Here is a 24,660-nt window from a genome sequence, read left to right on the forward strand (position 1 = left end):
TGAGTTTGTCGGGGGTACTGCTGATTTTAGACGACGATCGTTTTCATTTGAAAGGAAACGCAAAAAGAAAATAATCTTTTTGCCTCCATTTATTATTTAAGATAAGGTTAATGTTCTACTTGGTCTTTTTTTAATTCAAATGATATTTTTATCTTTCTGACGTTTTAAACGTATCGGAAGACGTTATTTATTCTAATAAAAAACAACACTCTAAATATAAAATTATTTCTTGCAGTAATTATAAAAGCCGAAAACAGAACTCAAAAACAATCTGGCTAAATAAAAGTAATTAAATTTGCTTTAAGGAAAAATTTTCTATGTACACACAGACCCTGTATGAGTTAAGTCAGGAGGCTGAACGCCTGTTACAGCTTTCTCGCCAACAGTTGCAGTTACTGGAAAAAATGCCTCTCTCTGTACCCGGAGACGATGCGCCACAACTGGCTTTACCCTGGAGTCAGCCTAATATCGCCGAACGTCACGCGATGCTGAATAATGAGTTGCGTAAAATTTCCCGACTGGAAATGGTGCTGGCGATTGTCGGTACTATGAAAGCAGGGAAATCAACCACCATTAATGCTATTGTTGGTACGGAGGTTCTGCCTAATCGCAATCGCCCAATGACTGCGCTGCCGACGCTTATTCGCCATACGCCCGGGCAAAAAGAACCGGTACTGCATTTTTCACATGTCGCGCCAATCGACTGTTTAATTCAACAATTACAACAGCGCCTGCGTGACTGCGATATTAAGCATCTGACCGATGTGCTGGAAATAGATAAAGATATGCGTGCGCTTATGCAGCGGATCGAAAATGGCGTCGCTTTCGAAAAATATTATTTGGGTGCCCAGCCTATTTTTCATTGTCTGAAAAGTTTGAATGATTTGGTGCGACTGGCGAAGGCGCTGGACGTCGATTTTCCTTTTTCTGCTTACGCCGCCATTGAGCATATTCCCGTGATTGAAGTGGAGTTTGTCCATCTGGCGGGGCTGGAGAGTTATCCCGGTCAGTTGACGTTACTGGATACCCCTGGGCCAAATGAAGCCGGGCAACCGCATCTGCAAAAAATGCTTAACCAGCAGCTGGCTCGCGCCTCGGCGGTACTGGCGGTGCTGGATTATACGCAACTGAAATCGATCTCCGATGAAGAGGTCCGTGAGGCGATTTTGGCGGTGGGGCAATCGGTGCCGCTGTATGTGCTGGTCAATAAGTTCGATCAACAGGATCGTAACAGTGACGACGCCGACCAGGTGCGGGCACTGATTTCCGGGACGCTGATGAAAGGCTGTATTACGCCACAGCAGATATTTCCAGTGTCGTCGATGTGGGGCTACCTGGCGAATCGGGCGCGTAATGAGTTAGCCAACAACGGTAAGTTACCCGCGCCAGAGCAACAACGCTGGGTGGAAGATTTTGCCCATGCCGCGCTCGGCAGGCGCTGGCGTCATGCCGACCTGGCGGACCTCGAACATATTCGTCATGCTGCCGATCAGTTGTGGGAAGATTCGCTGTTCGCCCAGCCAATTCAGGCGTTGCTTCATGCCGCTTACGCTAACGCCTCGTTGTATGCTCTGCGATCTGCCGCGCATAAACTGTTGAATTACGCGCAGCAGGCGCGGGAATACCTGGATTTTCGTGCGCACGGGTTAAACGTCGCTTGTGAACAATTGCGGCAAAATATCCACCAGATCGAAGAAAGTTTGCAGCTATTTCAACTCAATCAGGCTCAGGTGAGCGGCGAGATTAAACATGAAATCGAGCTGGCCCTGACCTCCGCCAACCTCTTTCTGCGTCAACAGCAAGATGCGGTGAATGCCCAGTTAGCCGCGTTGTTTCAGGATGATTCGGGGTCATTAAGCGAGATTCGTACCTGCTGTGAGACACTGTTACAGACGGCGCAGAACACCATCAGTCGCGACTTTACGCTGCGTTTTGCCGAGCTTGAATCCACTCTTTGCCGGGTGTTAACCGATGTTATTCGGCCCATTGAGCAACAAGTCAAAATGGAATTGAGCGAGTCAGGGTTTCGTCCTGGGTTTCATTTTCCTGTTTTTCACGGCGCAGTTCCCCACTTCAACACTCGCCAGCTGTTCAGTGAAGTCATTTCGCGCCAGGACGCAATGGACGAGCAGAGCACGCGTTTAGGCGTTGTGCGTGAGACTTTTTCGCGCTGGTTGAATCAGCCCGACTGGGGACGGGGAAATGAGAAATCCCCGATAGAGACGGTTGATTACAGTGCGTTGCAACGAGCATTAAGCGCAGAAGTCGATCTTTATTGCCAACAAATGGCTAAAGTTCTGGCAGAGCAGGTCGATGAATCTGTTACGGCAGGCATGAATACTTTTTTCGCTGAGTTCGCTTCATGTTTGACGGAATTACAGACGCGTTTACGCGAAAGTCTGGCTCTGCGTCAACAAAATGAATCGGTGGTCAGGCTGATGCAGCAGCAATTGCAGCAGACTGTGATGACTCATGGCTGGATTTACATCGACGCTCAGCTGTTACGCGATGATATTCAAACACTTTTCACGGCAGAACGATATTGACCAAGACGTTACTTGACGGCCCCGGTCGCGTGCTGGAGTCGATTCATCCCCGCTTTTTAGTGGATCTGGCGCAGGGCGATGATGCCCGCCATCCACAAGCCCATCAGCAGCAGTTTCGTGAACGACTGATGCAGGAGCTCCTTGCTCGCTCGCAGCTTCAGACGTGGGTGAATGGCGGAATGTTAAATGCGCCGCTTAGCCTGCGTCTGACATTGGTGGAAAAACTGGCGTCGATGCTGGATCCCGGTCATCTGGCGCTGACGCAGATCGCGCAGCATCTGGCGCTGCTGCAAAAAATGGATCACCGCCAGCACTCTGCTTTCCCGGAGCTCCCCCAGCAAATTGCCGCCTTGTATGAGTGGTTTTCAGCCCGATGTCGCTGGAAGGAAAAGGCGTTAACGCAACGAGGATTACTGGTGCAGGCAGGTGATCAGAGCGAGCAAATTTTTACCCGCTGGCGTGCTGGGGCGTATAACGCCTGGTCGTTGCCTGGGCGCTGTTTTATCGTTCTGGAGGAACTGCGCTGGGGGGCATTTGGCGATGCCTGCCGTCTGGGAAGCCCGCAAGCGGTGGCGTTGTTGCTGGGTGATTTGCGCGAGAAAGCGACACAACATCTGGCAGAGAGTATCAATGCGGCACCGACCACGCGTCACTATTACCATCAGTGGTTTGCCTCTTCGACCGTTCCGACGGGAGGGGAGCATGCTGATTTTTTAAGTTGGCTGGGAAAGTGGTCCACGGCAGATAAACAACCCGTTTGCTGGTCAGTGACCCAACGCTGGCAAACTGTCGCACTGGGGATGCCACGACTCTGTTCAGCGCAGCGTCTGGCGGGGGCAATGGTCGAGGAAATCTTCTCTGTAAATTTGGTGTAAATAATCAGTTACATCAATGACTCCTAAACGAAAATCATGTGTGAAGTTGATCACAAATTTAAACACTGGTAGGGTAAAAAGCTCATTAACTGCCCAATTCAGGCGTCAACTGGTTTGATTGTACATTCCTTAACCGGAGGGTGTAAGCAAACCCGCTACGCTTGTTACAGAGATTGCATCCTGCAATTCCCGCTCCCCTTTTGCGGCCGTCGCGCTGATTTTTCTGGCGTTTGCGGAAATGGGCCAACTCTGCGAGGAAAGCTATGCTGAAAAGGAAAAAAGTAAAACCGATTACCCTTCGTGATGTCACTATTATTGATGACGGTAAACTGCGTAAAGCCATTACCGCAGCATCACTGGGTAATGCAATGGAATGGTTCGATTTTGGTGTTTATGGTTTTGTTGCTTACGCATTAGGTAAAGTTTTTTTCCCGGGGGCTGACCCCAGCGTGCAGATGGTTGCTGCACTTGCCACTTTCTCCGTTCCCTTTCTGATTCGACCGCTTGGCGGACTCTTCTTTGGTATGTTGGGCGATAAATATGGTCGCCAGAAGATCCTCGCTATCACTATTGTGATTATGTCGATCAGTACGTTCTGTATTGGCTTAATACCGTCCTACGACACGATTGGTATTTGGGCACCGATTCTGCTGTTGATCTGTAAGATGGCACAAGGTTTCTCGGTCGGCGGTGAATATACCGGGGCGTCGATATTTGTTGCGGAATACTCCCCTGACCGTAAACGTGGCTTTATGGGCAGCTGGCTGGACTTCGGTTCTATTGCCGGGTTTGTGCTGGGTGCGGGCGTGGTGGTGTTAATTTCGACCATTGTCGGCGAAGCGAACTTCCTCGACTGGGGCTGGCGTATTCCGTTCTTTATTGCTCTGCCGTTAGGGATTATCGGGCTTTACCTGCGCCATGCGCTGGAAGAAACTCCGGCGTTCCAGCAGCATGTTGATAAACTGGAACAGGGCGACCGCGAAGGTTTGCAGGATGGCCCGAAAGTCTCGTTTAAAGAGATTGCCACTAAATACTGGCGCAGCCTGTTGACATGTATTGGTCTGGTAATTGCCACCAACGTGACTTACTACATGTTGCTGACCTATATGCCGAGTTATTTGTCGCATAACCTGCATTACTCCGAAGACCACGGGGTGCTAATTATTATCGCCATTATGATCGGTATGCTGTTTGTCCAGCCGGTGATGGGCTTGCTGAGTGACCGTTTTGGCCGTCGTCCGTTTGTGCTACTTGGTAGTGTTGCACTGTTTGTGTTGGCGATCCCGGCGTTTATTCTGATTAACAGTAACGTCATCGGCCTGATTTTTGCCGGGTTACTGATGCTGGCGGTGATCCTTAACTGCTTTACGGGCGTTATGGCTTCTACCTTGCCAGCGATGTTCCCGACGCATATCCGTTACAGCGCGCTGGCGGCGGCATTTAATATTTCGGTGCTGGTTGCCGGTCTGACGCCAACGTTGGCGGCCTGGCTGGTCGAAAGCTCGCAGAATCTGATGATGCCTGCCTATTACCTGATGGTAGTGGCGGTGGTTGGTTTAATCACCGGCGTAACCATGAAAGAGACGGCGAATCGTCCATTGAAAGGTGCGACACCGGCGGCGTCAGATATACAGGAAGCGAAGGAAATTCTCGTCGAGCATTACGATAATATCGAGCAGAAAATCGATGATATTGACCACGAGATTGCCGATTTGCAGGCGAAACGTACCCGCCTGGTGCAGCAGCATCCGCGAATTGATGAATAAGCTGAAACGGATGGCCTGATGTGATGCTGTCTTATCAGGCCAATTGAACTCTTAAGGTTCACTTAATCTCTGACGCGCATACTCTCCTCCAGGTTAACGGAGGAGAGTGCAATGAAAAACCGTGTTTATGAAAGTTTAACTACCGTGTTCAGCGTGCTGGTGGTCAGCAGCTTTCTTTATATCTGGTTTGCCACGTACTGATCTTTTTTCAGCCGTATCCAGGCCCGTGTGCCAGAAGTCTCTTGCCGGTTTTGCAGGAAAAACTGCCCGTGATGCAACTGTGTAATGCGGCTGACAATACTTAACCCCAGACCAATCCCGCCATAACGGCTGTCCATACGTACAAACGCTTTACTCAACTCCCCGCATTTACTCTCATCAATACCCGGTCCTTCATCTTCAACGGCCATGACCGCTCCGCCATCTTCTTGCAGCTTAATCATAATGTTGCTGCCTTGCGGGCTGTAACGATGGGCATTTTCTACCAGGTTTCGCAATAACATCCGCAGCAGGGTTGCATCACCCTGAACGATGATGTCGGCGGCGCTCTCTGGCAATAGCAGGGTTTGCTGGCGCTGGTCGAGCATGGTACTGAGTTCGTCATACGAGGGGAGAATGACATCTTCCAGCAGTTTTACATGTTGATAATTACCGGAAGAAAATGACTGTCCGGCACGCGCCAGTTGCAGTAGCTGGGAGACACTCTCCATCATCTGATCAAGTCGTGCCACTAACGGTGCTACATCAATGTGATGCGTTTTCGCCAGCAGTTCAAGATGCAAACGCACCCCCGCCAGTGGCGTTCGCAGTTCGTGCGCGACGTCAGCGGTAAACAACCTTTCGTTATCCAGCGTGTTGGTCAGGCGACTGACCAGATCGTTTAACGCTGAAACCACCGCTTCGATTTCGAGGGTGGCGCTGTGAATGGCAATGGGCGTTAAGTTGTCGGCGGTGCGCGCTTCCAGCTCTTTTTGCAGCTCCGCCAGCGGGCGGGTGATGCGGCGTACCGCCTGATAGCAGATAAATAGCGTCAGGCTGACCATAAAGACGCCAGGGACAATCAGGCTGGCGACCGCCTCGCGGATCTCACGCATGATGTGGCGATCGTTGTTACGATTGTCGCGTAGCGCCTGCTCAAACAGCTGAATCTGCTCGGTACTTTCATGCCATAGCCAGAAGACGCTGATCAGCTCAAACACCAACAAAATGGCCCCGATGGTCAATATCAGCCGTTGGCGCAGCGATATTGGTCGGCGCAGAAAACGCATCAGATTCAATTAGTTTTCCTCATTCGCGACCAGCATATAGCCAAAGCCGCGCACGGTGCGGATACGGGCTTTGCCCACTTTGTCGCGCAGATTGTGGATATGCACTTCAAGAGTGTTGGTCGAGGGTTCGTTGTCCCAGTTATAGATGTCGTTGTAGAGAATTTCCCGATGCACCGGACTGCCTGCTTTAAGCATTAACCGTGATAGCAGAGCATATTCTTTGGGCGTCAGAATCAACTCTTCACCGTCCATCCATACCTGACGGCGACCCATATTCAGCGTCAGATTGCCAACAATCAACTCACTTTCGCCCTGATTATTATGGCGTCGTAGCAGGGCGCGGATACGGGCATGTAACTCTTCCAGCGCAAAAGGCTTTACCAGGTAGTCATCGGCACCGACATCCAGCCCGGCGATTTTGTCGGTAAGGGTATCGCGGGCGGTGAGAATTAACACCGGCAGGGTGTATTTTTTCTGCCGGATTCGGGCGAGAAAATGCAGCCCATCTTCGTCGGGTAACCCTAAATCCAGTACCACCAGGCTGTAATGACCGGTCTCAAGGCTTTGTTCCGCCATCCGCGCGGTTGTCACGCCATCGCACGCGTAGCCTTCGGTTTGCGCCGCCAGAATCAATCCCTGCAATAACAGCGTATCGTCTTCAACAATCAGAATTTTCATTCACTCACTCTCCTGCAAGTTTGCAGAATATCATCCGCAGCCTGGTAATACTTCGTCTCAACGCCAGTTAATCCCAATAGCGTGGAGAATAAATTGTCTTGTGAATAGTGTTGCGTTTGCGCCTGTTTCTGTAGGCAACTTTGGTCAACCTGATACCGTTTTTGATAATCCTCAGACAGCCACAGCAGCATCGGCACCTGTTTTTGGCTATCCGGGGCGATGGCATAAGGCAGACCGTGCAGATAGATGCCATTTTCACCTAACGATTCACCGTGGTCAGAAAGATAAACCAGGCTGGTGGTAAATTTATCCTGATGTTCTTTCAGTAGATTAATTGCTTTATCAACAATATAGTCGACGTAGACCAGCGTATTGTCGTAAGTGTTTACCAGTTGCTCTTGGGTACAGGTCTGGATCTCGTTGGTGTCGCAGGTAGGGGTAAATTTCCTGAACTGTGGCGGATAGCGATTGTAATAGGTCGGGCCGTGACTGCCGATGGTGTGTAAGACAATTACGCCATCACCTTGCAGGTTATTGATGTACTCTTCCAGCCCGTGGAAAAGCACTTCGTCATAACATTCGCCGTTGATACACTGACCAGGCAGGTTCAGCGCAGTGACGTTCTGGTGAGGCACGCGATCGCAGGCACCTTTGCAGCCGCCATCGTTGTCATTCCACAGCACGTTGATGCCCGCTCGCTGAATGATATCCAGCACGCCTTCCTGGTGCTGTGCCAACTCTTCTTTGTAATGCTCACGCGGCATATCCGAGAACATGCACGGTACTGAAACTGCCGTTGCCGTGCCGCAAGATGCGGTATTAGGGAAATAGACCACGTTATCTTTCGCCAGCCGCGGGTTAGTTTCACGCGGGTAGCCTTTGAGGGAGAAGTTCTCCGCCCGCGAGGTTTCGCCGACAATCAAAATGGTCAAATTTTTACGTTTCTCGTTCTGCATTAACGGGTTGCGGTGCGCGTCTTCACCAATTCGCACCAGCGGCAGATTTGCCAGTCGCTGATGGGAGTACCATGACCAGCTGGCAACAATGCTGTTAGAGGGGCTTAAGGACTTCACCAGCTCTTTGTTGTTGCGAAACAGCGAGGCGTAGTCTTTATAAAACAGTGCGGCGACCAGCAGAATCAGGAGCACAGAAACCAGAATATTGGCTCCACGGAAAAGAACACTGCGCAGGCGCGAGGTGGCCGGTTTGATTTTAATCCAGCAGGCAATTAGCGCAGCAAGTACGCCGCTGAGTCCCAGCGTTAATAACATTTGCGGTGTCATCAGCGCATAACTTTCTGCCGGAGTGGTATCAATAATATTGGCAATCATCGAGCGGTCGATGACGATGCCGTAAGTCATTATGAAATATTGTGCAGCCGCGCCAACCAGAATAAACAGGCAGGCCAGCGGTCGATTAAGCCATAAGAAAGAGCTTAGTGTCAGGACAATATTAATCACGCTGAAAGCGACGACCGGCATCGACAAGAAAACCAGTACGTTATGCAGCGAGTCCAGCGGCAGCGCCTGCAACACCTGTTTAAAAAAGGCAATATTCAGGCAGATAGAGATATAAAAAGCGGCCAACAGTAGCCAGGCGAGTAAATTCAAAGAGGGTCTTTTTAGTAGGCGCTTCAACATCACGGTGTTTCCATCGAACAAAGTGCGCATATGCTCGCAAAGCAAAATTAAGCCAACCTTAAGTTCTTAAGGTTGGCTTTTATGTTTGCTGGATTAAGGGGAATTAATCTTTGCTTATTGGTGCATCTAAGGGATACGGGTTTTTATGCAGCCGGTTGTAATTCAGCGCATACATGGCGGTGATGACCATCAGGGTGACAAATGACCACATAACCTCTTTCGCCCCGGACCCCACCACGGCCCAGATGCAGTAGAGGAAGGCAATGGTAGTAACAGCCAGATATGCAGGGCGTGCTTTACCAAAGTGGCCGTGGCCGAGCAGCAGTAACGCCGCACAGGTGTAAAGATATGGCACCAGTGTAAAGATGACCGACACGGAAGAAACCAGACCGAATTCTTTGGTCGCGTTTGGCGAAATGCTGCTGAGCTGGAAGATGGTCATCAAAATTCCGACGATAATCAGCCCCGCCACTGGCGTACCCGCTTTGTTTACACGAGCAAAAATCGGTGGGAACAGCCCGTCATCGGCAGCGGCTTTCGCCGTTTGACCCGCCAGCAATGTCCAGCCGCCCAGTGAACCTAAGCAACCCGCAGCTGCGCAGAAAGAAACAATGGCCCCGGCGGTGTCACCCAGCGCCATCCGTGCGGCATCACCGAATGGCGAAGCAGAAACGCGCAGTGCGGCATTAGGGATCATCCCCATAATCGCGGTGGTAGAAAGTACATAGCAAACGGCGGCAATCAATACCCCACCAATGGTGGCGATAGGGACGTTGCGTTTCGGGTTTTTCACCACACCTGCGGCAACGGAGGCACTTTCCACACCGATGAACGACCACAGCGTAACGTTAAGGGTACTTTGAATCGCGCCGAAGGTGCCCAGGCCGCTGACGTTCCATGCCGCCATATAGGTTTCACCACGGAACCAGAACCAGCCAAATACGGCAATCCCGACGATGGGGATCAGCGCCAGCACGGTGGCAACGGCCTGCACGCGGGTGATCATTTTCGGACCGACAATGTTCAGCAGGACGAAGATCCACAGCACCACGACGCAGGTGATGGTTAATACCAGTGGATCTTTCAGAATCGGGAAGAAGTAACTTAAATATCCTACGCCAATGACCACCATGGCGATATTGCCGATCCAGCAGGCCAGCCAGTAGAGGACGTTGGTTTGATAACCGAGAAACGGGCCAAAGCAGCGGCGGGCGTAAGCGTAAGAACCACCAGGACTTGGGTCGAGGAACGACATTTTGGCGTATACCATCGAGAGCCCCAGCGCACCGATAATCGTCACCAACCATCCATAAATGGCAATCCCGCCAGTGGAGGCCAGGTTTGCAGGTAACAGAAAAACACCTGACCCCATAATATTCCCCGACACCATCAGGGTGACGGGGATTAAGCCCACTTTGTGAGCATCAGCATCCGAAGACATAATTAAACTCCTGCGAAGGCGAGCTTCGTGACAATAAATTACGTCATATCATACGCCTGCATTCGATAGTTGAATTATTATCGACCGGGTTATCGCTGATGCCGTTATTAATATAGCTCTTCGTTAAGGTTAAAAATCAGGCGACAGTGCGCTCTCTGTGCTGACTAACATAATGCAGAGGCGTCATACCGTAGAAGTCTTTAAAGACAGAAATAAAGTACGACGTACTGTTGTAGCCACACGACTGTGAGACCTGAGAGATATTTTTACCGTCCATCATTAATTCATTGACGGCATAACGCATGCGGCAGGTGGTGATTATTTGGCTATAACTGGTGTTTTCGCTTTTCAGCTTTTTCTTTAACAGACTTGGGCTAAGACATAAACAACTGGCTACCATACTAAGATTCCAGTCTTTGTGGATATCACTTTCAATAATTTGATAAACGCTGTCACTTACACAATTACGTAACATATACATCATTAATGAAAGGAATTTTTTACTGTCGAGAAAACGGGATAGCACAGTGAATAATAATGCACGTGTTCGTTCCTTTTCTGACTCAGTTTCAGCGGGCATCATGCTATGTTGCGCGGCAACGCGAAAGACGTCTGGCGTCAGGCATGGCAGGGTGAGGATGGGCGTAGCACTACGTTGCCATACTGGTATTTGCGAGAGATCTTTATTCAGAAACCGGAGGTAATCTTTGATGATGTCGTGACTAATATGAGCAACCAAAGTGTTATTAAGAGAGGAGACGTCGATAATATTATTTTCACAATTTAATAACGCCATATGGTTAGCTTTAAGGCTAATAGGTTCTTTCCCATTCACCCTTATCCAGACATCTTTTTCAGTCAATAAAACAATACAAGGTTGGTCGCTGCAAATCCTCATACATGTACTCCTGAGTGCGAATAAAAGACCAGTTCTCGCTAAAGCAAAGCGATACCGGGAAATGGTTATATAATTGTATGATGAATATAAACATGCATAAAAATAACGAGTTTTACTAATATTACAAATTTTTATAGTAATTTCTCATGTACATATTTTTTTACAGGATAAATAACAGGCGAAAAAAAGCGCGGGGTGGGACCGCGCAAAAAGTATGACATTTTTGTTTGCAGCAATTTTTATGAAAACGTTGCCATACTAAAAAGGCCTCAAGCCAGGCGGCGTAATGTTATTTAACAATTACGCCTTCAGCGGAATAGTGGTTACGCTTTCACACACATGACGTGGTAAATACCGTCAATAATTTCAGTCCCTTCAGTTTCGTGTTCAAATCCAGGGAAATGATGGTCCCAGGATTGCAGGGAGCGTAAATAACTTACCTGTGGACTGTTTTTATCGCCGAAGTTTTCACCAGACAGTAGCATCGGGATTCCTGGCGGATACGGGATAACTGAATTTGCCGCGATGCGTCCAGGCAGATTTTCAATGGATACCAGTTCGACATTGTTATCGACAATTGCGTTGTACGCTTCACGCGGGGTGATTTCCGCCACCGGCAGGCCGGAATAGGCTTCGTTCAACCGTGCGCCAGGGTTATTTTCTTTTAGCCAGGCAAACATGGTGTCACCCAGATCGTGAATCCCCATATTCGCGTAAGTGTCAGGATATTGTTCAACAAGTTCCGGCATCACCTGCGCCAGCGGTGTGTTGGCGTCGTAGTGGCGTTTGAAGGAGCAAAGGGTGTTAACCAGAGTTCCCCATTTCCCACGGGTTACGCCCATAGAGAACAGGAACATAATTTGGAAGTCAGTGGTGCGGGTAGGCACAATGCCGTGGCGACCAAGCCAGGCAGTGACCAGCGCCGCCGGAACACCGGTTTCTTCCAGTTCACCATCTTCACCCATTCCCGGTGCGAGAATGCTGACTTTAATTGGGTCGAGCATACTCCAGTTATCCGGAATATCTTTGAAGCCGTGCCAGCTTTCGCCCGGATGCATTACCCAGCAGTCCTGAACGGTGGTCAGCAGTTTGGTTGGCGCGTCAGCAAAGTCGTAGGTTTTGCCGGTTTGTGGATCGGTGACCACTTCTTTGTTCCACGGTTTGAAGAACCAGCTACCGTCATGGGTGAACTCTTTATACAGCCGTGCCATCGCTTGACGGAAATCAACCGCTTCGTCGATCACTTCCTGGGTCAGTGACAGGCCGCTGTTGCCGTCCATCATCGACACCGCCACGTCGTTAGATGCACAGATGGCATACAGCGGGGAGGTGGTGGCATGCATCATGTATGCCTGATTAAAGCGGGAGAAGTTAATCGCCCCACGACCTTCACGCACATGAATGTAAGAGGCCTGTGACAGCGCATTCAGCAGTTTGTGGGTTGAGTGGGTGGCGAAAACGGTAGGACCGTTGTGATCGCCAGGTTCACCGCGCATGGCATAGTGATCGGCATAGATGGGGTTGAAACGTGCATAGCCGTACCAGGCTTCGTCAAAGTGCAGACGATCGGAAGTTTTTTCCAGCAGATCCTGCGCTTCTTTAGCGTTATAACACACGCCGTCATAGGTGCAGTTGGTCACCACGCAGTAAGACGGTTTTTGCCCGACTTTGTCTTTGGTCAGCGGGCTTTCACTGATTTTCTTCTGCAAGGTTTCAGGTTGCATTTCCTGCGGATAAATTGGCCCGATAATGCCGTAGCGGTTGCGGCTTGGCACCATGTAGACAGGTTTCGCGCCTGTCAGCATCAAGCCTTGTTCGATGGATTTATGGCAGTTACGGTCAACGACCACTACATCGTTATCGGTCATGCAAGCCTGCATGATGGTACGGTTAGAGCCGGAAGTACCGACGACTACCGACCAGGAGCGATCGGCACCAAATACGCGTGCGGCATATTTTTCGCTTTCGCCAAATGCGCCAGTATGGTCAAGCAAAGAACCGAGGGAAGTCCGTTCGATGCCCATGTCGGTGCGGAACAGATTTTCACCATAGTAGTCATGGTAGAAACGTCCGGCGGGTGTTTTGGTAAAGCCAACGCCGCCCTGGTGGCCTGGCGCTGCCCAGGAATATTCATGGATGTCGCTATATTTCATCAGCGCGCTGAACAGTGGCGGCAACAGCTGCTGGCGGTAGCGGGTCATTGCGGCAACGGCGCGTCCGGCGATAAAGTCGGCGGTATCTTCCAGAATCCAGGCGAATTCATCGACAAGCTCCAGCAGATCTCGGTCTATTGCGGCGAGGGCTTTTTCCCGATCGCCCAACAGGAAGACCGGCACGTTTTGTTGGCGCTCATGAAGCTTACCGATCAATTGTCTGACGTTTTGATGTTCGTCCGGATGTTCCATTTGATAGCTGAACATCAGGCAGTCAATGGCTTCGTTTGAAGAGAGAATGGCAAAGCCATCATCAAAGGAGGTGGATTTAATCACGGTAACATTTTGCTGGCTTAAAGCATCTGCCAGACGCTCAACGGCGTTACCGACCCAGGTGTCCTGATGGAGAAACTCGCTTTCAACAATTAATACTTTCATCATTGCTTACCCGGTTATGAAGGAATCTTCGTTGCGGGCAAGTATCTTCCGGCCTTTTCGGGCTGTAAAGCGCATGAAAAACAAACATTTTTTAAATATTCATTTTTATAAACAATATGTTATGTGATTATTTTGATTTATTTTCACTGCTTATTATCGACGGCTAAACTATTTTTTTGGCTGATACTGATATCGTCTTTAGCCGGGAAACGTCTGGCGGCGCTGTTGGCTAAGTTTGCGGTATTGTTGCGGTGACATGCCGACATATTTGCCGAACGTGCTGTAAAAACGGCTACTCGAACGAAAGCCTGCCGTCAGGGCAATATCGAGAATACTTTTATCGGTATCGCTCAGTAACGCACGAACGTGGTTGATGCGCATCGCAGTAATGTACTGTTTCATCGTCAATTGCATGACCCGCTGGAATATCCCCATTGCATAGTTGGCGTTAAGTTTGACGTGCTCAGCCACATCGTTGATGGTCAGCGCCTGATCATAGTTTTCGGCAATAAAGCCCAGCATCTGGCTGACATAAAATTGCGCATGGCGCGAGACGCTGTTTTTGTGTGTGCGCGAGGTTTTATTGACAAGAATCGGTTCCCAACCAGAGAGGCTAAATCGCTTGAGCATCATGCCAATTTCATCAATGGCGAGTTGGCGAATTTGCTCGTTCGGACTGTTCAATTCCTGCTGCCAGCGGCGCACTTCAAACGGGCTAAGTTGCTGTGTCGCCAGTGATTTGATCACCATGCCGTGAGTGACGTGGTTAATCAGGTCTTTATCCAGCGGCCAGGAGAGAAACAGATGCATCGGCAGATTAAAAATCGCCATGCTCTGACAGGTTCCGGTATCTGTTAGTTGGTGCGGTGTACAGGCCCAGAACAGCGTGATATGTCCCTGATTGATACTCACTTTTTCATTGTTGATCAGGTATTCCACATCGCCATCGAAAGGCACATTCACTTCGACCTGACCATGCCAGTGGCTGGTGGGCATGATATGCGGTGCGCGAAACTCAATCTCCATCCGCTGGTATTCCGAATACAGCGACAGCGGGCTGCGGGTCTGTTTTTCGTCGCTGCTGCACATAAACGTATCTGTATTCATGGATGACTCTCTTTCCTGGAATATCAGAATTATGGCAGGAGTGAGGGAGGATGACTGCGAGTGGGAGCACGGTTTTCGCCCTCTTGCCAGAGGGGCGAAGGGATCATCCGAGTACCATGAGGCCGAAAACTCTGCTTTTCAGGTAATTTATTCCCATAAACTCAGATTTACTGACACTTCACGCAGGATCTGAGTTTATGGGAATGCTCAACCTGGAAGCCGGAGGTTTTCTGCAGATTCGCCTGCCATGATGAAGTTATTCAAGCAAGCCAGGAGATCTGCATGATGTCTGCACCCAAAATTACATTTATCGGCGCTGGTTCGACGATTTTCGTTAAAAATATTCTTGGTGATGTGTTCCATCGCGAGGCGCTGAAAACGGCGCATATTGCCCTGATGGACATTGATCCCACCCGCCTGGAAGAGTCGCATATTGTGGTGCGCAAGCTGATGGATTCAGCAGGGGCCAGCGGCAAAATCACCTGCCACACCCAACAGAAAGAAGCCTTACAGGATGCCGATTTTGTCGTGGTGGCATTTCAGATTGGCGGTTATGAACCTTGCACGGTGACTGATTTCGAGGTCTGTAAGCGCCACGGTCTGGAACAAACCATTGCCGATACGTTGGGGCCGGGCGGTATTATGCGCGCGCTACGTACCATTCCGCACCTGTGGCAAATTTGCGAGGACATGACGGAAGTCTGCCCCGATGCCACTATGCTCAATTACGTTAACCCAATGGCGATGAATACCTGGGCGATGTATGCCCGCTATCCACATATCAAACAGGTGGGGCTGTGCCATTCGGTGCAGGGAACGGCGGAAGAGCTGGCGCGTGACCTCAATATCGACCCAGCTACGTTGCGTTACCGTTGCGCGGGTATCAACCATATGGCGTTTTACCTGGAACTGGAGCGCAAAACCGCCGACGGCAGTTACGTGAATCTCTACCCGGAACTGCTGGCAGCGTATGACGCAGGGCAGGCACCGAAGCCGAATATTCATGGCAATACTCGCTGCCAGAATATTGTGCGTTATGAAATGTTCAAAAAGCTGGGCTACTTCGTCACGGAATCGTCAGAACATTTTGCTGAGTACACGCCGTGGTTTATTAAGCCAGGTCGTGAGGATTTGATTGAGCGTTATAAAGTACCGCTGGATGAGTACCCGAAACGCTGCGTCGAGCAGCTGGCGAACTGGCATAAAGAGCTGGAGGAGTATAAGAACGCCTCCCGGATTGATATTAAACCGTCACGGGAATATGCCAGCACAATCATGAACGCTATCTGGACTGGCGAGCCGAGTGTGATTTATGGCAACGTCCGTAACGATGGTTTGATTGATAACCTGCCACAAGGATGTTGCGTGGAAGTGGCCTGTTTAGTTGATGCTAATGGCATTCAGCCGACCAAAGTCGGTACGCTACCTTCGCATCTGGCCGCCCTGATGCAAACCAACATCAACGTACAGACGCTGCTGACCGAAGCCATTCTTACGGATAATCGCGACCGTGTTTACCACGCCGCGATGATGGACCCGCATACTGCCGCCGTACTGGGCATTGACGAAATATATGCTCTTGTTGACGACCTGATTGCTGCCCACGGCGACTGGCTGCCAGGCTGGTTACACCGTTAAGGGGTAATCGCTTCCGGCGCTCTGGTGATTAAGCCAAAGCGCCGTAGCTGGCGGCAATGAAAGCGAGCAAGGAATATCACCGTAGTTAATGCACCAAGTAGCGCGCAGAACATATCGGATTGTGTGTCCCATTGGTCGCCCTGGGTACCGAGAAAATCATCCGCTCCCTGACCCATTGCCAGCGCTGCCCACCACTCGATTAATTCATACATCGCGCTTATCGCCAGCGCCACGCAGCAGACCAGAAACGCCACCATTTTACGTCCGCGCACGTACATCCCGCGAACGAGAATTTCTCGCGCCACCAGTGCAGGCACCAGCCCCTGGAAAAAATGCCCCAGCTTGTCATACGGATTACGGCTCAATCCCAGCCATTCTTGCACGTCAAAACCGACAGGGACTTTCGCGTAGGTGTATTGTCCGCCGACCATCAGGATGATGGCATGAAAGAAAATGAGCGTATAGAGCAGCGGCGTTAACGGGTAACGTCTGGCGGTGGCAAGCAGTAGCGGCACGACAATAATCACCGGCGTCACTTCCATCAGCCAGGTGAGTTTGTCATTGGCCGAAATGCCGGTATAAATCAGGATTAACGTTAGCGCCAGTGCGCCGGTGTTAAGAATTAACGGCTTGAGTGTGCGGGTCATGGTGAGTTCGCAAGTCAGGGAAAATACTGACTATTCACCAGCAAGCGTGAAATTACAATCGCAAAAGAGGTGGCCCAGGGGGATCACCTGGCAGCATGCTGCCAGGCGCTGGGCCGAAGAGGTTACTTAGTGCAGTTCGCGCACTGTTTGTTGACGATTTGCTGGAAGAAGTCGTTGCCTTTGTCATCGACCAGGATAAACGCCGGGAAATCTTCTACTTCGATTTTCCAGATAGCTTCCATACCCAGCTCCGGATAAGCGACGCATTCCAGATGCTTGATGCTCTGCTGCGCCAGTACCGCCGCCGGACCGCCGATACTACCGAGGTAGAAGCCGCCGTGTTTATGACACGCGTCGGTGACCTGCTGACTGCGGTTACCTTTCGCCAGCATGATCATGCTGCCGCCGTGGGATTGCAGCAGATCCACGTAGGAGTCCATACGACCTGCGGTGGTTGGGCCAAGTGAACCTGATGGATAACCGGCAGGCGTTTTCGCCGGACCCGCGTAGTAGATCGGGTGATCTTTGATGTACTGCGGCAGTTCTTTACCAGCGTCAATCAGCTCTTTCAGCTTGGCATGTGCAATATCGCGACCCACGATAATAGTGCCGGTGAGCGACAAGCGGGTGGATACCGGGTATTGCGAAAGCTGGGCGAGGATCTCTTTCATCGGGCGGTTAAGGTCGACTTTCACCGCTTCGCCTTCACCGGCCTGACGCAGTTCTTGTGGAATGTACTGGCCTGGATTGTGTTCCAGTTTTTCGATCCAGATACCTTCGCGGTTGATTTTCGCTTTAATGTTACGGTCAGCGGAGCAGGAGACGCCCATGCCTACCGGGCAGGATGCACCGTGACGCGGCAGACGGATCACGCGGATGTCGTGCGCGAAGTATTTACCGCCAAACTGCGCGCCAAGGCCGAGTTTCTGGGCCTCTTCCAGCAGTTCCTGTTCCAGCTGGACATCGCGGAACGCCTGGCCATGTTCGTTCCCTTCGGTCGGCAGTTCATCGTAATAGTGAGCGCTTGCTAACTTGACGGTTTTCAGGTTGGTTTCCGCAGACGTACCGCCAATCACAAACGCGATATGGTACGGCGGGCAGGCTGCAGTACCGAGTGTACGCATTTTCTCGACGAGGAAGTTTTTCAGTTTGCCGGGAGTCAGCAAAGCTTTGGTTTCCTGGTAGAGATACGTTTTATTGGCAGAGCCACCGCCTTTGGCGACGCAGAGGAATTTGTATTCGTCGCCATCTACCGCGTACAGGTCGATTTGCGCAGGCAGGTTCGTGCCGGTGTTGACCTCTTTGTACATGTCCAGCGGCGCGTTTTGTGAGTAACGCAGGTTATCTTCGATATAGGTGTTATAGACACCTTTCGACAGCGCTTCTTCATCGCCGCCTCCGGTCCACACGCGCTGACCTTTTTTACCGACGATGATCGCGGTGCCAGTATCCTGGCAGGTTGGCAGCACGCCTTTGGCGGCGATTTCTGAGTTTCTTAAGAATTGCAGCGCCACGTACTTGTCGTTTTCGCTGGCTTCTGGATCGTGAAGAATTGCAGCAACCTGTTTCTGGTGTGCCGGGCGGAGCATGAAAGAAGCGTCGTGGAAGGCTTGCTGCGCCAGCAAGGTCAGGGCTTCTGGTTCCACTTTCAGGATGGTTTCGCCGTCGAAGTCGGCAACGCTAACGTAATCAGACGTGAGTAGATAGTATTCGGTATTGTCTTTCCCCATCGGGAAAGGTGCCTGGTAGATAAAGGGTTTGTTTGACATAGCTTCCAGCCTGTAACTCTGTATTTGTTATTCGAAAATGGCGTGCCGCGCAGTCACGGGCGGCACGCAAAGTGCATTTATAAGAACCCGTACATCGCAGCGAAGATCCAGCCGAAGACGCACGATACGCTCACACCAATCAACCCCGGCAGAATAAAGCTGTGGTTGATGACGAAGCGACCGATGTGGGTGGTGCCGGAACGGTCAAACTGAATCGCTGCCAGGTCGCTCGGATAAGTCGGCAGGATGTAATAACCATAGCAAGCCGGTGCTGAAGCCACGATGTATGCCGGGTCAACGCCGATCGCCAGCGCGACCGGAACAATCGCCGCCAGCGCCGCAGCCTGAGAGTTTACAAACTTGGAAACCAGCAGCAGAACAATGGCATAGGCCCACGGATACTCTTTCACCATTTCACCCAGTACGCCCTGAATTTCAGACATATGCGCACCGAACATGGTTTCTGCCATCCATGCGATACCGTACACCGCCACGATGGCGATCATACCGGAACGGAAGACTTCGTTTTTTGAGATAGACGCGGGATTGGTTTTGGTCAGGATAATAATCAGCGCCCCGGTTAGCAGCATAAACATCTGAATTACCAGTACCATCGACAGCGGTTTGCCACCGAAGGATGGACGCAGGTCCGAATCAGCACCAAGAAGTGCGACTACAGCGATTGCCCCGAGGAAGATCCACATTGCCAGCCAGTTGCTTTTCGGCAGTTTTTTATCCAGCAGCGTCGCGGTATCACCGTAAACATACTCACGGTTTTCCGGTACGGAGATGAATTTCTGGAACTCTTCATCTTTATCCAGATCTTTACCGCGGAACCAACTGAAGATACCGATCGCCAGGATACCGATTAACGTCGATGGAATGGTGATTGCCAGCAGGTCGAGGAACTCAAGATGGCGACCATCAAAGGTGACATTACCCAGCATCGCAACCAGAGATACGACCGCAACCGACACTGGGCTTGCGATAATCCCCATCTGTGCACCGATAGAACTTGCCGCCATCGGACGTTCCGGACGGATGTTGTTCTTAATAGCAACGTCGTAGATGATCGGCAGAATGGTGTAAACCACATGACCCGTACCGCAAAGAATGGTCAGCGTACAGGTCACAAACGGCGCGACAATTGAGACATATTTCGGGTTACGGCGCAGCAGCTTCTCGGCAATTTGCAGCATGACATCAAGACCGCCCGAAGCTTGCAAGGTCGCCGAGGCCGCCACCACCGCAATGATAACCAGCATGACATCAACCGGTGGTTTACCTGGCTGAAGGTGGAAGACGAAGACCAGAATGACCAGGCCGATACCGCCTAATAAACCCAGCGCGATACCGCCCTTTCTGGCACCATAAAACAGACATATCAGTATTATGATAAGTTGGATAGTAAATAACATGTGTAAACCCTCGCGATAATCCTATTTAAATTTTTGCTGAATAGATCACAGTCACGTTCTGTTTTGTATGAACTGTTTTCAGAGCTTGACTAAATATCCGTTTGGTCGTTACCGGCTTGAGTAAATACCTCACAGTGAATATTGGCTGATTAAAGCAGCGGCAAATTTATGCACTGTGATAAGCGGTTTTTTCAGAGAGAAATACTCTCTGGCGATGGGTTTATAGTTTGTACTACGCAGATGTTAATGTTTTGTTTGCTGCTATCTTATTGATACTTATCGGTATATTTTTTGTTCTCAGGGTAGGTATCATCAGGTTTATAGATTATTCTTAACTACCCATTTGTGGGTAAAAATACACATAATGCGGGCGACATAATAGTTAATTAACTTTTGTTAGCGTTTTGAAATTAAAAACACCGTTCATCCGAAGAGATATTAATTTTCAGCGGTGAGAGAGGGGGAATTATATTTGATCTGGCACAAGTTTTACTGATGAACGATGTAACTTGTGCCAGGGGTATTTTGCATTACTGTAATAATTATTACTTACAGATAACCGTGATCGTTATTGGCAATATTGTTTAAGTAGTGAGTAATGTTCTGCCTGAATACGATAACGATAAACCGGACGACCTGTGACGCCATAATGGATACTGGTGAACAAGATGTGGCAGTTGACCAGCCAGATGAGATATTTACGGCAGGAAACACGCGAGATGTTAACCTCATTAGCCAGCTCGTCGGTTGAAAACTCATAGTCCTGATGCGCGTCAATCCACTGGCACAGCGTGCGTAACGTCTGCGGCGTTAAGCCTTTTGGCAAGCGACGAGGATCTTGCTCGTTGGAGCTGCTGCCGTGGATTAGCTGATCAAGCTCGGCCTGGTCATAATACTGATGTTTTTCCAGCGCCATTTTCTTTTGCCGCCAGCCGGTGAGCGCCTCTTCAAAGCGGGTAGCCTGGAAGGGTTTGATCAGGTAATCCACGACTCCGTAATGCAGCGAATCTTTAATGGTTGCGGCATCGGCAGCGGAAGAGATAACAATCACATCACTTTTGCAACGCGCATTATGCAGAACAGGCAGTAAATCGAGCCCGTTCTCTTTTTGCATATAGATATCGAGCAATATCAGGTCGATAGGCGTATCGCTATTGAAGATAATCTCTTTGGCTTTCTCCAGCGTCGAGGCCGTTCCACAGCATTGAAAGCCCGGGATTTGTGCCACGTATCGGCGATTCAGCTCCGCGACCATTGCGTCGTCATCGATAATTAATACATTGATCATCTGTTCGACCTCTCCCCGTCCCAGGGTATCTGGACAAAAAATTGTGTGAAAATCCCGGGTTCCGATTCCACGGCGATGCTGCCGCCGAGATTTTCTACCTGTTGTTTGACAAGTGCTAAACCGACGCCTCGCTCGCTTCCTTTTGTCGAGACACCTTTGTCAAAAATGTGATCGATTTTGTCGGGTGCGATCCCCGGTCCATCATCGTTAACTTCACAGTGCAGCCAGCCGTGACGGTAGTGCAATGTTACGCTAATTTCGCCACCGGGTTCCGGCCCTAATGCTTCCAGCGCGTTTTCTATCAGATTTCCCAACGTGGTAATCAGCGTCGCGACCTGGTCCTCACTGCCGCTGTCTGGCAGCTGGCTTTCACTGTTTAAAATCAGCGTATGGCCTAAATCGGTCGCGCGGTTAATCTTGCTGATTAAAAAACCAGCGATAACCGGAGATTTGATCTTACCCAGCAGAGAGCCAATCTCTTCCTGATAGTTATTGGCTGTTTTGAGAATGTAATCTTCCAACTGCTTATAACTCTTCAGATGCAATAATCCGAGAATCACATGCAATTTATTCATAAATTCGTGGGATCGTTCACGAAGTGCGTCAGCATAGTTGACCAGACCGTCGAGTCGCTGCATCAGTTTACGTACTTCAGTTTTGTCCCTGAAGGTTGAAATGGCACCGATGATAACGCCATTACTGCGCACCGGAACGGTGTTGATCAGTAATAGCCGATCTTTAATCGTAATCTCTTCGTCGCGCCGCGGGGTACCGTCGCGTAACACTTCCGAGACATCTACCACCTGTGACCACGAGTGGCTTAGCGTCGACAGTTTCTCATCGTCCTGCGACTTACGGTAATTCAGCAATTCTTGTGCGGCATCGTTGATCAGCGTGACCTCGCCGCGATCGTCCACGGCAACGACGCCTTCTTTGATAGACTGCAACATGGCCTGGCGTTGCTCAAACAGCGTGGAGATTTCGTAGGGTTCCAGGCCGAAAAGGATTTTTTTCAGTACCTTAACCAGAATGCAGGTGCCAATCAGCCCGACCAGCATGCCAAATAATACCGACCAGATGATGCTCCAGCGACTGTCATTGATCTGTTGGGTCACGCGACTTAACTCAAGGCCGATCGCCACCACGCCAATTTGTTTATGATTTTCATCGTAGATGGGGGTAAATACGCGTAAAGCCTGCGCCAGAAAACCGCGATTGATAGCGACATTTTCTTCGCCATTCAGCGCTTTAAGGATGTCATCACCTTTAAATGGCTGACCAATACGCTGGGCTTCAGGATGCGAGTAGCGAAGACTTTGCATATCGGTAACGACAATAAACAGCAGATCGTTGCGTTTGCGCACGGCTTCCGCGATGGCCTGGACGCCGCTCTCCTGCGGTTTTTTCTGCAAGCCCTGACGGATTTCCGGCGAGTCGGCGAGGGTACGCGCCACTGCCAGTGCCTTGTTGGCTAGCCCGTCTCGCGTCATATCACTGATTTGCGAGAAGTAAATCAGATGCACCACCAATAGCACCGAGAACAGTACCGCGCTGACCATTAAGATCACAGTGGTACTCAATTTCATCGGACGTTTGCGTAACATACGGTAGGGCAATGAATGTCTCATCAGCTTCCTTGTGTGACAAATTTCTTAAGCATTATCTCTGATGAGGCGGGTAATTCAAAGGGAGTAAGAATGATTGGCTATATAGGGGAAGAGACTCTGGCAACGGAAACTGCCAGTGCTGTATGAAGATTCCAGGGCTATGCTTATAGTGAAAACTATACTGATGAGAGAGGGAAGGTCATGGATCAGGCGCTACTGGACGGGGGTTATCGCTGTTATACCGGCGAAAATATCGATGTCTATTTTAACACTGCGATATGTCAGCATTCTGGCAATTGCGTACGTGGCAACGGCAGGTTATTTAATCTCAAACGAAAGCCGTGGATCATGCCGGATGAAGTCGACGTTGCCACTGTGGTTAAAGTGATTGATACGTGCCCGAGCGGCGCGCTGAAATACCGTCATAAATAAGCGAGGGTAAAATGGAAATACACGAAGGCCACAATAAATTTTACATTAATGACGAACAGGGCAAGCAAATCGCTGAAATTGTCTTTGTGCCGACCGGCGAGAATTTAGCGATTATCGAACATACCGATGTCGATGAAAGCCTGAAAGGGCAAGGGATTGGTAAACAGCTGGTTGCGAAAGTCGTGGAAAAAATGCGTCGGGAAAAACGAAAAATTATCCCATTATGCCCATTTGCGAAACACGAATTTGATAAAACGCGGGAGTATGATGATATTCGCAGTTGATGGGAGAGTACAGAGTCACGATATTTTTCATGCTCTCCGCGGGGTGATGCAGGAGAGAATCTGAAGGGTAGGGGGATGCACAAAGAATGGGCAGAGAGCGCGTTTTTTTGTCCCAAGTCATCCCCTTTACTGAGCAAAAAAAAGAATATCTCCTATATGAGAATCATCGATCGGGGTTAATAAGTTGTGCGTCCCCAGAGCGTTTAATATTGATAGGAGTCATATTATGGAAGGTAAAAACAAGTTCAATACTTATGTTGTTTCTTTTGATTATCCATCATCTTATTCCTCAGTGTTCTTAAGGTTAAGATCATTGATGTATGATATGAATTTCTCCTCTATCGTGGCTGATGAATATGGGATACCACGACAATTGAATGAAAATTCCTTCGCAATAACGACATCGTTAGCCGCAAGTGAAATCGAAGATTTAATCAGGCTTAAATGCTTAGACTTACCGGATATTGATTTTGACCTCAACATTATGACCGTTGATGACTATTTCCGTCAGTTTTACAAGTAGCCAGGAAGGATAAGAAGAACATAAAAAATGGCACTATTCTCTAAAATATTAATTTTTTATGTGATTGGTGTGAACATATCCTTTGTCATTATCTGGTTTATCTCACATGAGAAAACACATATTCGTTTACTTAGTGCATTCCTGGTAGGAATAACCTGGCCAATGAGTCTGCCTGTGGCATTACTTTTTTCTCTCTTTTAGGAGCTGTAGTTGAGTGGATCCGCTGGTTATCTTGAAACGAAGC

At 49.8% G+C, this 24,660-nt stretch carries 21 protein-coding genes; 9 read left to right on the forward strand and 12 right to left on the reverse strand.

Features of this window, described 5'->3' with window-relative positions; translation table 11 throughout:
* The first annotated feature begins 317 nt into the window (after positions 1–317).
* The 4 genes from crfC to pmrR all read left to right on the forward strand — a co-directional run bounded on the left by crfC (position 318) and on the right by pmrR (position 5,388).
* Positions 318–2,546 (forward strand): clamp-binding protein CrfC, encoded by a 2,229-nt coding sequence (crfC, locus tag ATB02_RS16715; RefSeq protein ID WP_105271923.1) that lies wholly within the window; start codon positions 318–320, stop codon positions 2,544–2,546.
* Complete coding sequence (locus ATB02_RS16720; protein ID WP_105271924.1) at positions 2,543–3,421, forward strand: YjcZ-like family protein; 879 nt, start codon at positions 2,543–2,545, stop codon at positions 3,419–3,421. Before crfC ends, ATB02_RS16720 begins: the two co-directional genes overlap by 4 nt.
* Positions 3,422–3,684: 263 nt before the next feature.
* Positions 3,685–5,187, forward strand: a complete 1,503-nt coding sequence (proP, locus tag ATB02_RS16725) for a glycine betaine/L-proline transporter ProP (RefSeq protein ID WP_001298520.1) — start codon at positions 3,685–3,687, stop codon at positions 5,185–5,187.
* 111 nt (positions 5,188–5,298) lie between these two features.
* The gene (gene pmrR / locus ATB02_RS16730; protein WP_000797657.1) at positions 5,299–5,388 is read left to right on the forward strand and encodes an LpxT activity modulator PmrR; all 90 of its coding nucleotides are present in this window, start codon (positions 5,299–5,301) and stop codon (positions 5,386–5,388) included.
* Here pmrR and pmrB read toward each other — a convergent pair.
* The 7 genes from pmrB to melR all read right to left on the reverse strand — a co-directional run bounded on the left by pmrB (position 5,364) and on the right by melR (position 14,834).
* Complete coding sequence (gene pmrB, locus ATB02_RS16735) at positions 5,364–6,464, reverse strand: two-component system sensor histidine kinase PmrB (RefSeq protein WP_160529938.1); 1,101 nt, start codon at positions 6,462–6,464, stop codon at positions 5,364–5,366. The two genes, pmrR and pmrB, sit on opposite strands and share 25 nt — an antisense overlap.
* A complete protein-coding gene (gene basR, locus ATB02_RS16740) occupies positions 6,465–7,133 on the reverse strand; it encodes a two-component system response regulator BasR (RefSeq protein WP_032185719.1) in 669 nt (222 codons plus the stop codon). It abuts the gene before it with no gap.
* Complete coding sequence (gene eptA / locus ATB02_RS16745) at positions 7,130–8,773, reverse strand: phosphoethanolamine transferase EptA (RefSeq protein ID WP_105271925.1); 1,644 nt, start codon at positions 8,771–8,773, stop codon at positions 7,130–7,132. Before eptA ends, basR begins: the two co-directional genes overlap by 4 nt.
* 103 nt (positions 8,774–8,876) lie before the next feature.
* A complete protein-coding gene (gene adiC, locus ATB02_RS16750) occupies positions 8,877–10,214 on the reverse strand; it encodes an arginine/agmatine antiporter (protein WP_000093154.1) in 1,338 nt (445 codons plus the stop codon).
* A gap of 136 nt (positions 10,215–10,350) precedes the next feature.
* Entirely contained in the window at positions 10,351–11,112 is a 762-nt protein-coding gene (gene adiY / locus ATB02_RS16755; protein WP_001217059.1) for a DNA-binding transcriptional activator AdiY, read from the reverse strand.
* A 323-nt stretch (positions 11,113–11,435) separates the two neighbouring features.
* Complete coding sequence (adiA, locus tag ATB02_RS16760) at positions 11,436–13,703, reverse strand: arginine decarboxylase (RefSeq protein WP_105271932.1); 2,268 nt, start codon at positions 13,701–13,703, stop codon at positions 11,436–11,438.
* A gap of 198 nt (positions 13,704–13,901) precedes the next feature.
* Positions 13,902–14,834 (reverse strand): transcriptional regulator MelR, encoded by a 933-nt coding sequence (gene melR / locus ATB02_RS16765; protein ID WP_272942094.1) that lies wholly within the window; start codon positions 14,832–14,834, stop codon positions 13,902–13,904.
* A gap of 258 nt (positions 14,835–15,092) precedes the next feature.
* Here melR and melA point away from each other — a divergent pair, with 258 nt between their 5' ends.
* Complete coding sequence (gene melA / locus ATB02_RS16775) at positions 15,093–16,448, forward strand: alpha-galactosidase (protein ID WP_105271927.1); 1,356 nt, start codon at positions 15,093–15,095, stop codon at positions 16,446–16,448.
* Here the strand turns inward: melA and ATB02_RS16780 are convergent.
* The 5 genes from ATB02_RS16780 to ATB02_RS16805 form a co-directional block, all read right to left on the reverse strand.
* A complete protein-coding gene (locus ATB02_RS16780; protein WP_105271928.1) occupies positions 16,445–17,095 on the reverse strand; it encodes a DUF2238 domain-containing protein in 651 nt (216 codons plus the stop codon). The genes melA and ATB02_RS16780 overlap by 4 nt on opposite strands.
* A gap of 122 nt (positions 17,096–17,217) precedes the next feature.
* Positions 17,218–18,864 carry a class I fumarate hydratase gene (gene fumB, locus ATB02_RS16785; RefSeq protein ID WP_000066704.1) on the reverse strand — a complete coding sequence of 549 codons (1,647 nt, stop codon included), beginning with the start codon at positions 18,862–18,864 and terminating at the stop codon, positions 17,218–17,220.
* A 77-nt stretch (positions 18,865–18,941) separates the two neighbouring features.
* Positions 18,942–20,282, reverse strand: a complete 1,341-nt coding sequence (gene dcuB, locus ATB02_RS16790) for an anaerobic C4-dicarboxylate transporter DcuB (protein ID WP_000899522.1) — start codon at positions 20,280–20,282, stop codon at positions 18,942–18,944.
* Positions 20,283–20,850: 568 nt separating this feature from the next.
* A complete protein-coding gene (dcuR, locus tag ATB02_RS16800; RefSeq protein WP_000611290.1) occupies positions 20,851–21,570 on the reverse strand; it encodes a two-component system response regulator DcuR in 720 nt (239 codons plus the stop codon).
* A complete protein-coding gene (locus ATB02_RS16805; RefSeq protein WP_054249753.1) occupies positions 21,567–23,198 on the reverse strand; it encodes a sensor histidine kinase in 1,632 nt (543 codons plus the stop codon). The genes dcuR and ATB02_RS16805 overlap by 4 nt, the downstream gene beginning before the upstream one ends.
* A 180-nt stretch (positions 23,199–23,378) precedes the next feature.
* Between ATB02_RS16805 and yjdI the strand changes: the two genes are divergently transcribed.
* From yjdI to ghoT, 4 genes are all read left to right on the forward strand, one after another.
* The gene (gene yjdI / locus ATB02_RS16810) at positions 23,379–23,609 is read left to right on the forward strand and encodes a 4Fe-4S mono-cluster protein YjdI (protein WP_039021451.1); all 231 of its coding nucleotides are present in this window, start codon (positions 23,379–23,381) and stop codon (positions 23,607–23,609) included.
* Positions 23,610–23,620: 11 nt separating this feature from the next.
* Positions 23,621–23,893 (forward strand): GNAT family N-acetyltransferase, encoded by a 273-nt coding sequence (locus ATB02_RS16815; protein ID WP_024704987.1) that lies wholly within the window; start codon positions 23,621–23,623, stop codon positions 23,891–23,893.
* A 226-nt stretch (positions 23,894–24,119) separates the two neighbouring features.
* On the forward strand, positions 24,120–24,416 hold the full coding sequence (ghoS, locus tag ATB02_RS16820; protein ID WP_000398619.1) for a type V toxin-antitoxin system endoribonuclease antitoxin GhoS: 297 nt from the start codon (positions 24,120–24,122) through the stop codon (positions 24,414–24,416).
* Between the two features lie 27 nt (positions 24,417–24,443).
* On the forward strand, positions 24,444–24,617 hold the full coding sequence (gene ghoT / locus ATB02_RS16825; protein ID WP_001173343.1) for a type V toxin-antitoxin system toxin GhoT: 174 nt from the start codon (positions 24,444–24,446) through the stop codon (positions 24,615–24,617).
* Positions 24,618–24,660 lie beyond the last annotated feature (43 nt).

It is taken from the genome of Escherichia sp. MOD1-EC5189 (assembly GCF_002966045.1).
GTDB classification, from domain to species: Bacteria; Pseudomonadota; Gammaproteobacteria; order Enterobacterales; family Enterobacteriaceae; genus Escherichia; species Escherichia coli_F.

What these genes read in the sequence shown, in the direction of transcription:
- dcuR (WP_000611290.1), bottom strand. Translation starts at nt 21,570, where the DNA reads ATGATCAATGTATTAATTATCGATGACGACGCAATGGTCGCGGAGCTG.
- ATB02_RS16815 (WP_024704987.1), top strand. Translation starts at nt 23,621, where the DNA reads ATGGAAATACACGAAGGCCACAATAAATTTTACATTAATGACGAACAG.
- basR (WP_032185719.1), bottom strand. Translation starts at nt 7,133, where the DNA reads ATGAAAATTCTGATTGTTGAAGACGATACGCTGTTATTGCAGGGATTG.
- proP (WP_001298520.1), top strand. Translation starts at nt 3,685, where the DNA reads ATGCTGAAAAGGAAAAAAGTAAAACCGATTACCCTTCGTGATGTCACT.
- eptA (WP_105271925.1), bottom strand. Translation starts at nt 8,773, where the DNA reads ATGTTGAAGCGCCTACTAAAAAGACCCTCTTTGAATTTACTCGCCTGG.
- yjdI (WP_039021451.1), top strand. Translation starts at nt 23,379, where the DNA reads ATGGATCAGGCGCTACTGGACGGGGGTTATCGCTGTTATACCGGCGAA.
- adiY (WP_001217059.1), bottom strand. Translation starts at nt 11,112, where the DNA reads ATGAGGATTTGCAGCGACCAACCTTGTATTGTTTTATTGACTGAAAAA.
- ghoS (WP_000398619.1), top strand. Translation starts at nt 24,120, where the DNA reads ATGGAAGGTAAAAACAAGTTCAATACTTATGTTGTTTCTTTTGATTAT.
- adiC (WP_000093154.1), bottom strand. Translation starts at nt 10,214, where the DNA reads ATGTCTTCGGATGCTGATGCTCACAAAGTGGGCTTAATCCCCGTCACC.
- ATB02_RS16805 (WP_054249753.1), bottom strand. Translation starts at nt 23,198, where the DNA reads ATGAGACATTCATTGCCCTACCGTATGTTACGCAAACGTCCGATGAAA.
- melA (WP_105271927.1), top strand. Translation starts at nt 15,093, where the DNA reads ATGATGTCTGCACCCAAAATTACATTTATCGGCGCTGGTTCGACGATT.
- dcuB (WP_000899522.1), bottom strand. Translation starts at nt 20,282, where the DNA reads ATGTTATTTACTATCCAACTTATCATAATACTGATATGTCTGTTTTAT.
- ATB02_RS16780 (WP_105271928.1), bottom strand. Translation starts at nt 17,095, where the DNA reads ATGACCCGCACACTCAAGCCGTTAATTCTTAACACCGGCGCACTGGCG.
- adiA (WP_105271932.1), bottom strand. Translation starts at nt 13,703, where the DNA reads ATGAAAGTATTAATTGTTGAAAGCGAGTTTCTCCATCAGGACACCTGG.
- fumB (WP_000066704.1), bottom strand. Translation starts at nt 18,864, where the DNA reads ATGTCAAACAAACCCTTTATCTACCAGGCACCTTTCCCGATGGGGAAA.
- pmrR (WP_000797657.1), top strand. Translation starts at nt 5,299, where the DNA reads ATGAAAAACCGTGTTTATGAAAGTTTAACTACCGTGTTCAGCGTGCTG.
- ghoT (WP_001173343.1), top strand. Translation starts at nt 24,444, where the DNA reads ATGGCACTATTCTCTAAAATATTAATTTTTTATGTGATTGGTGTGAAC.
- crfC (WP_105271923.1), top strand. Translation starts at nt 318, where the DNA reads ATGTACACACAGACCCTGTATGAGTTAAGTCAGGAGGCTGAACGCCTG.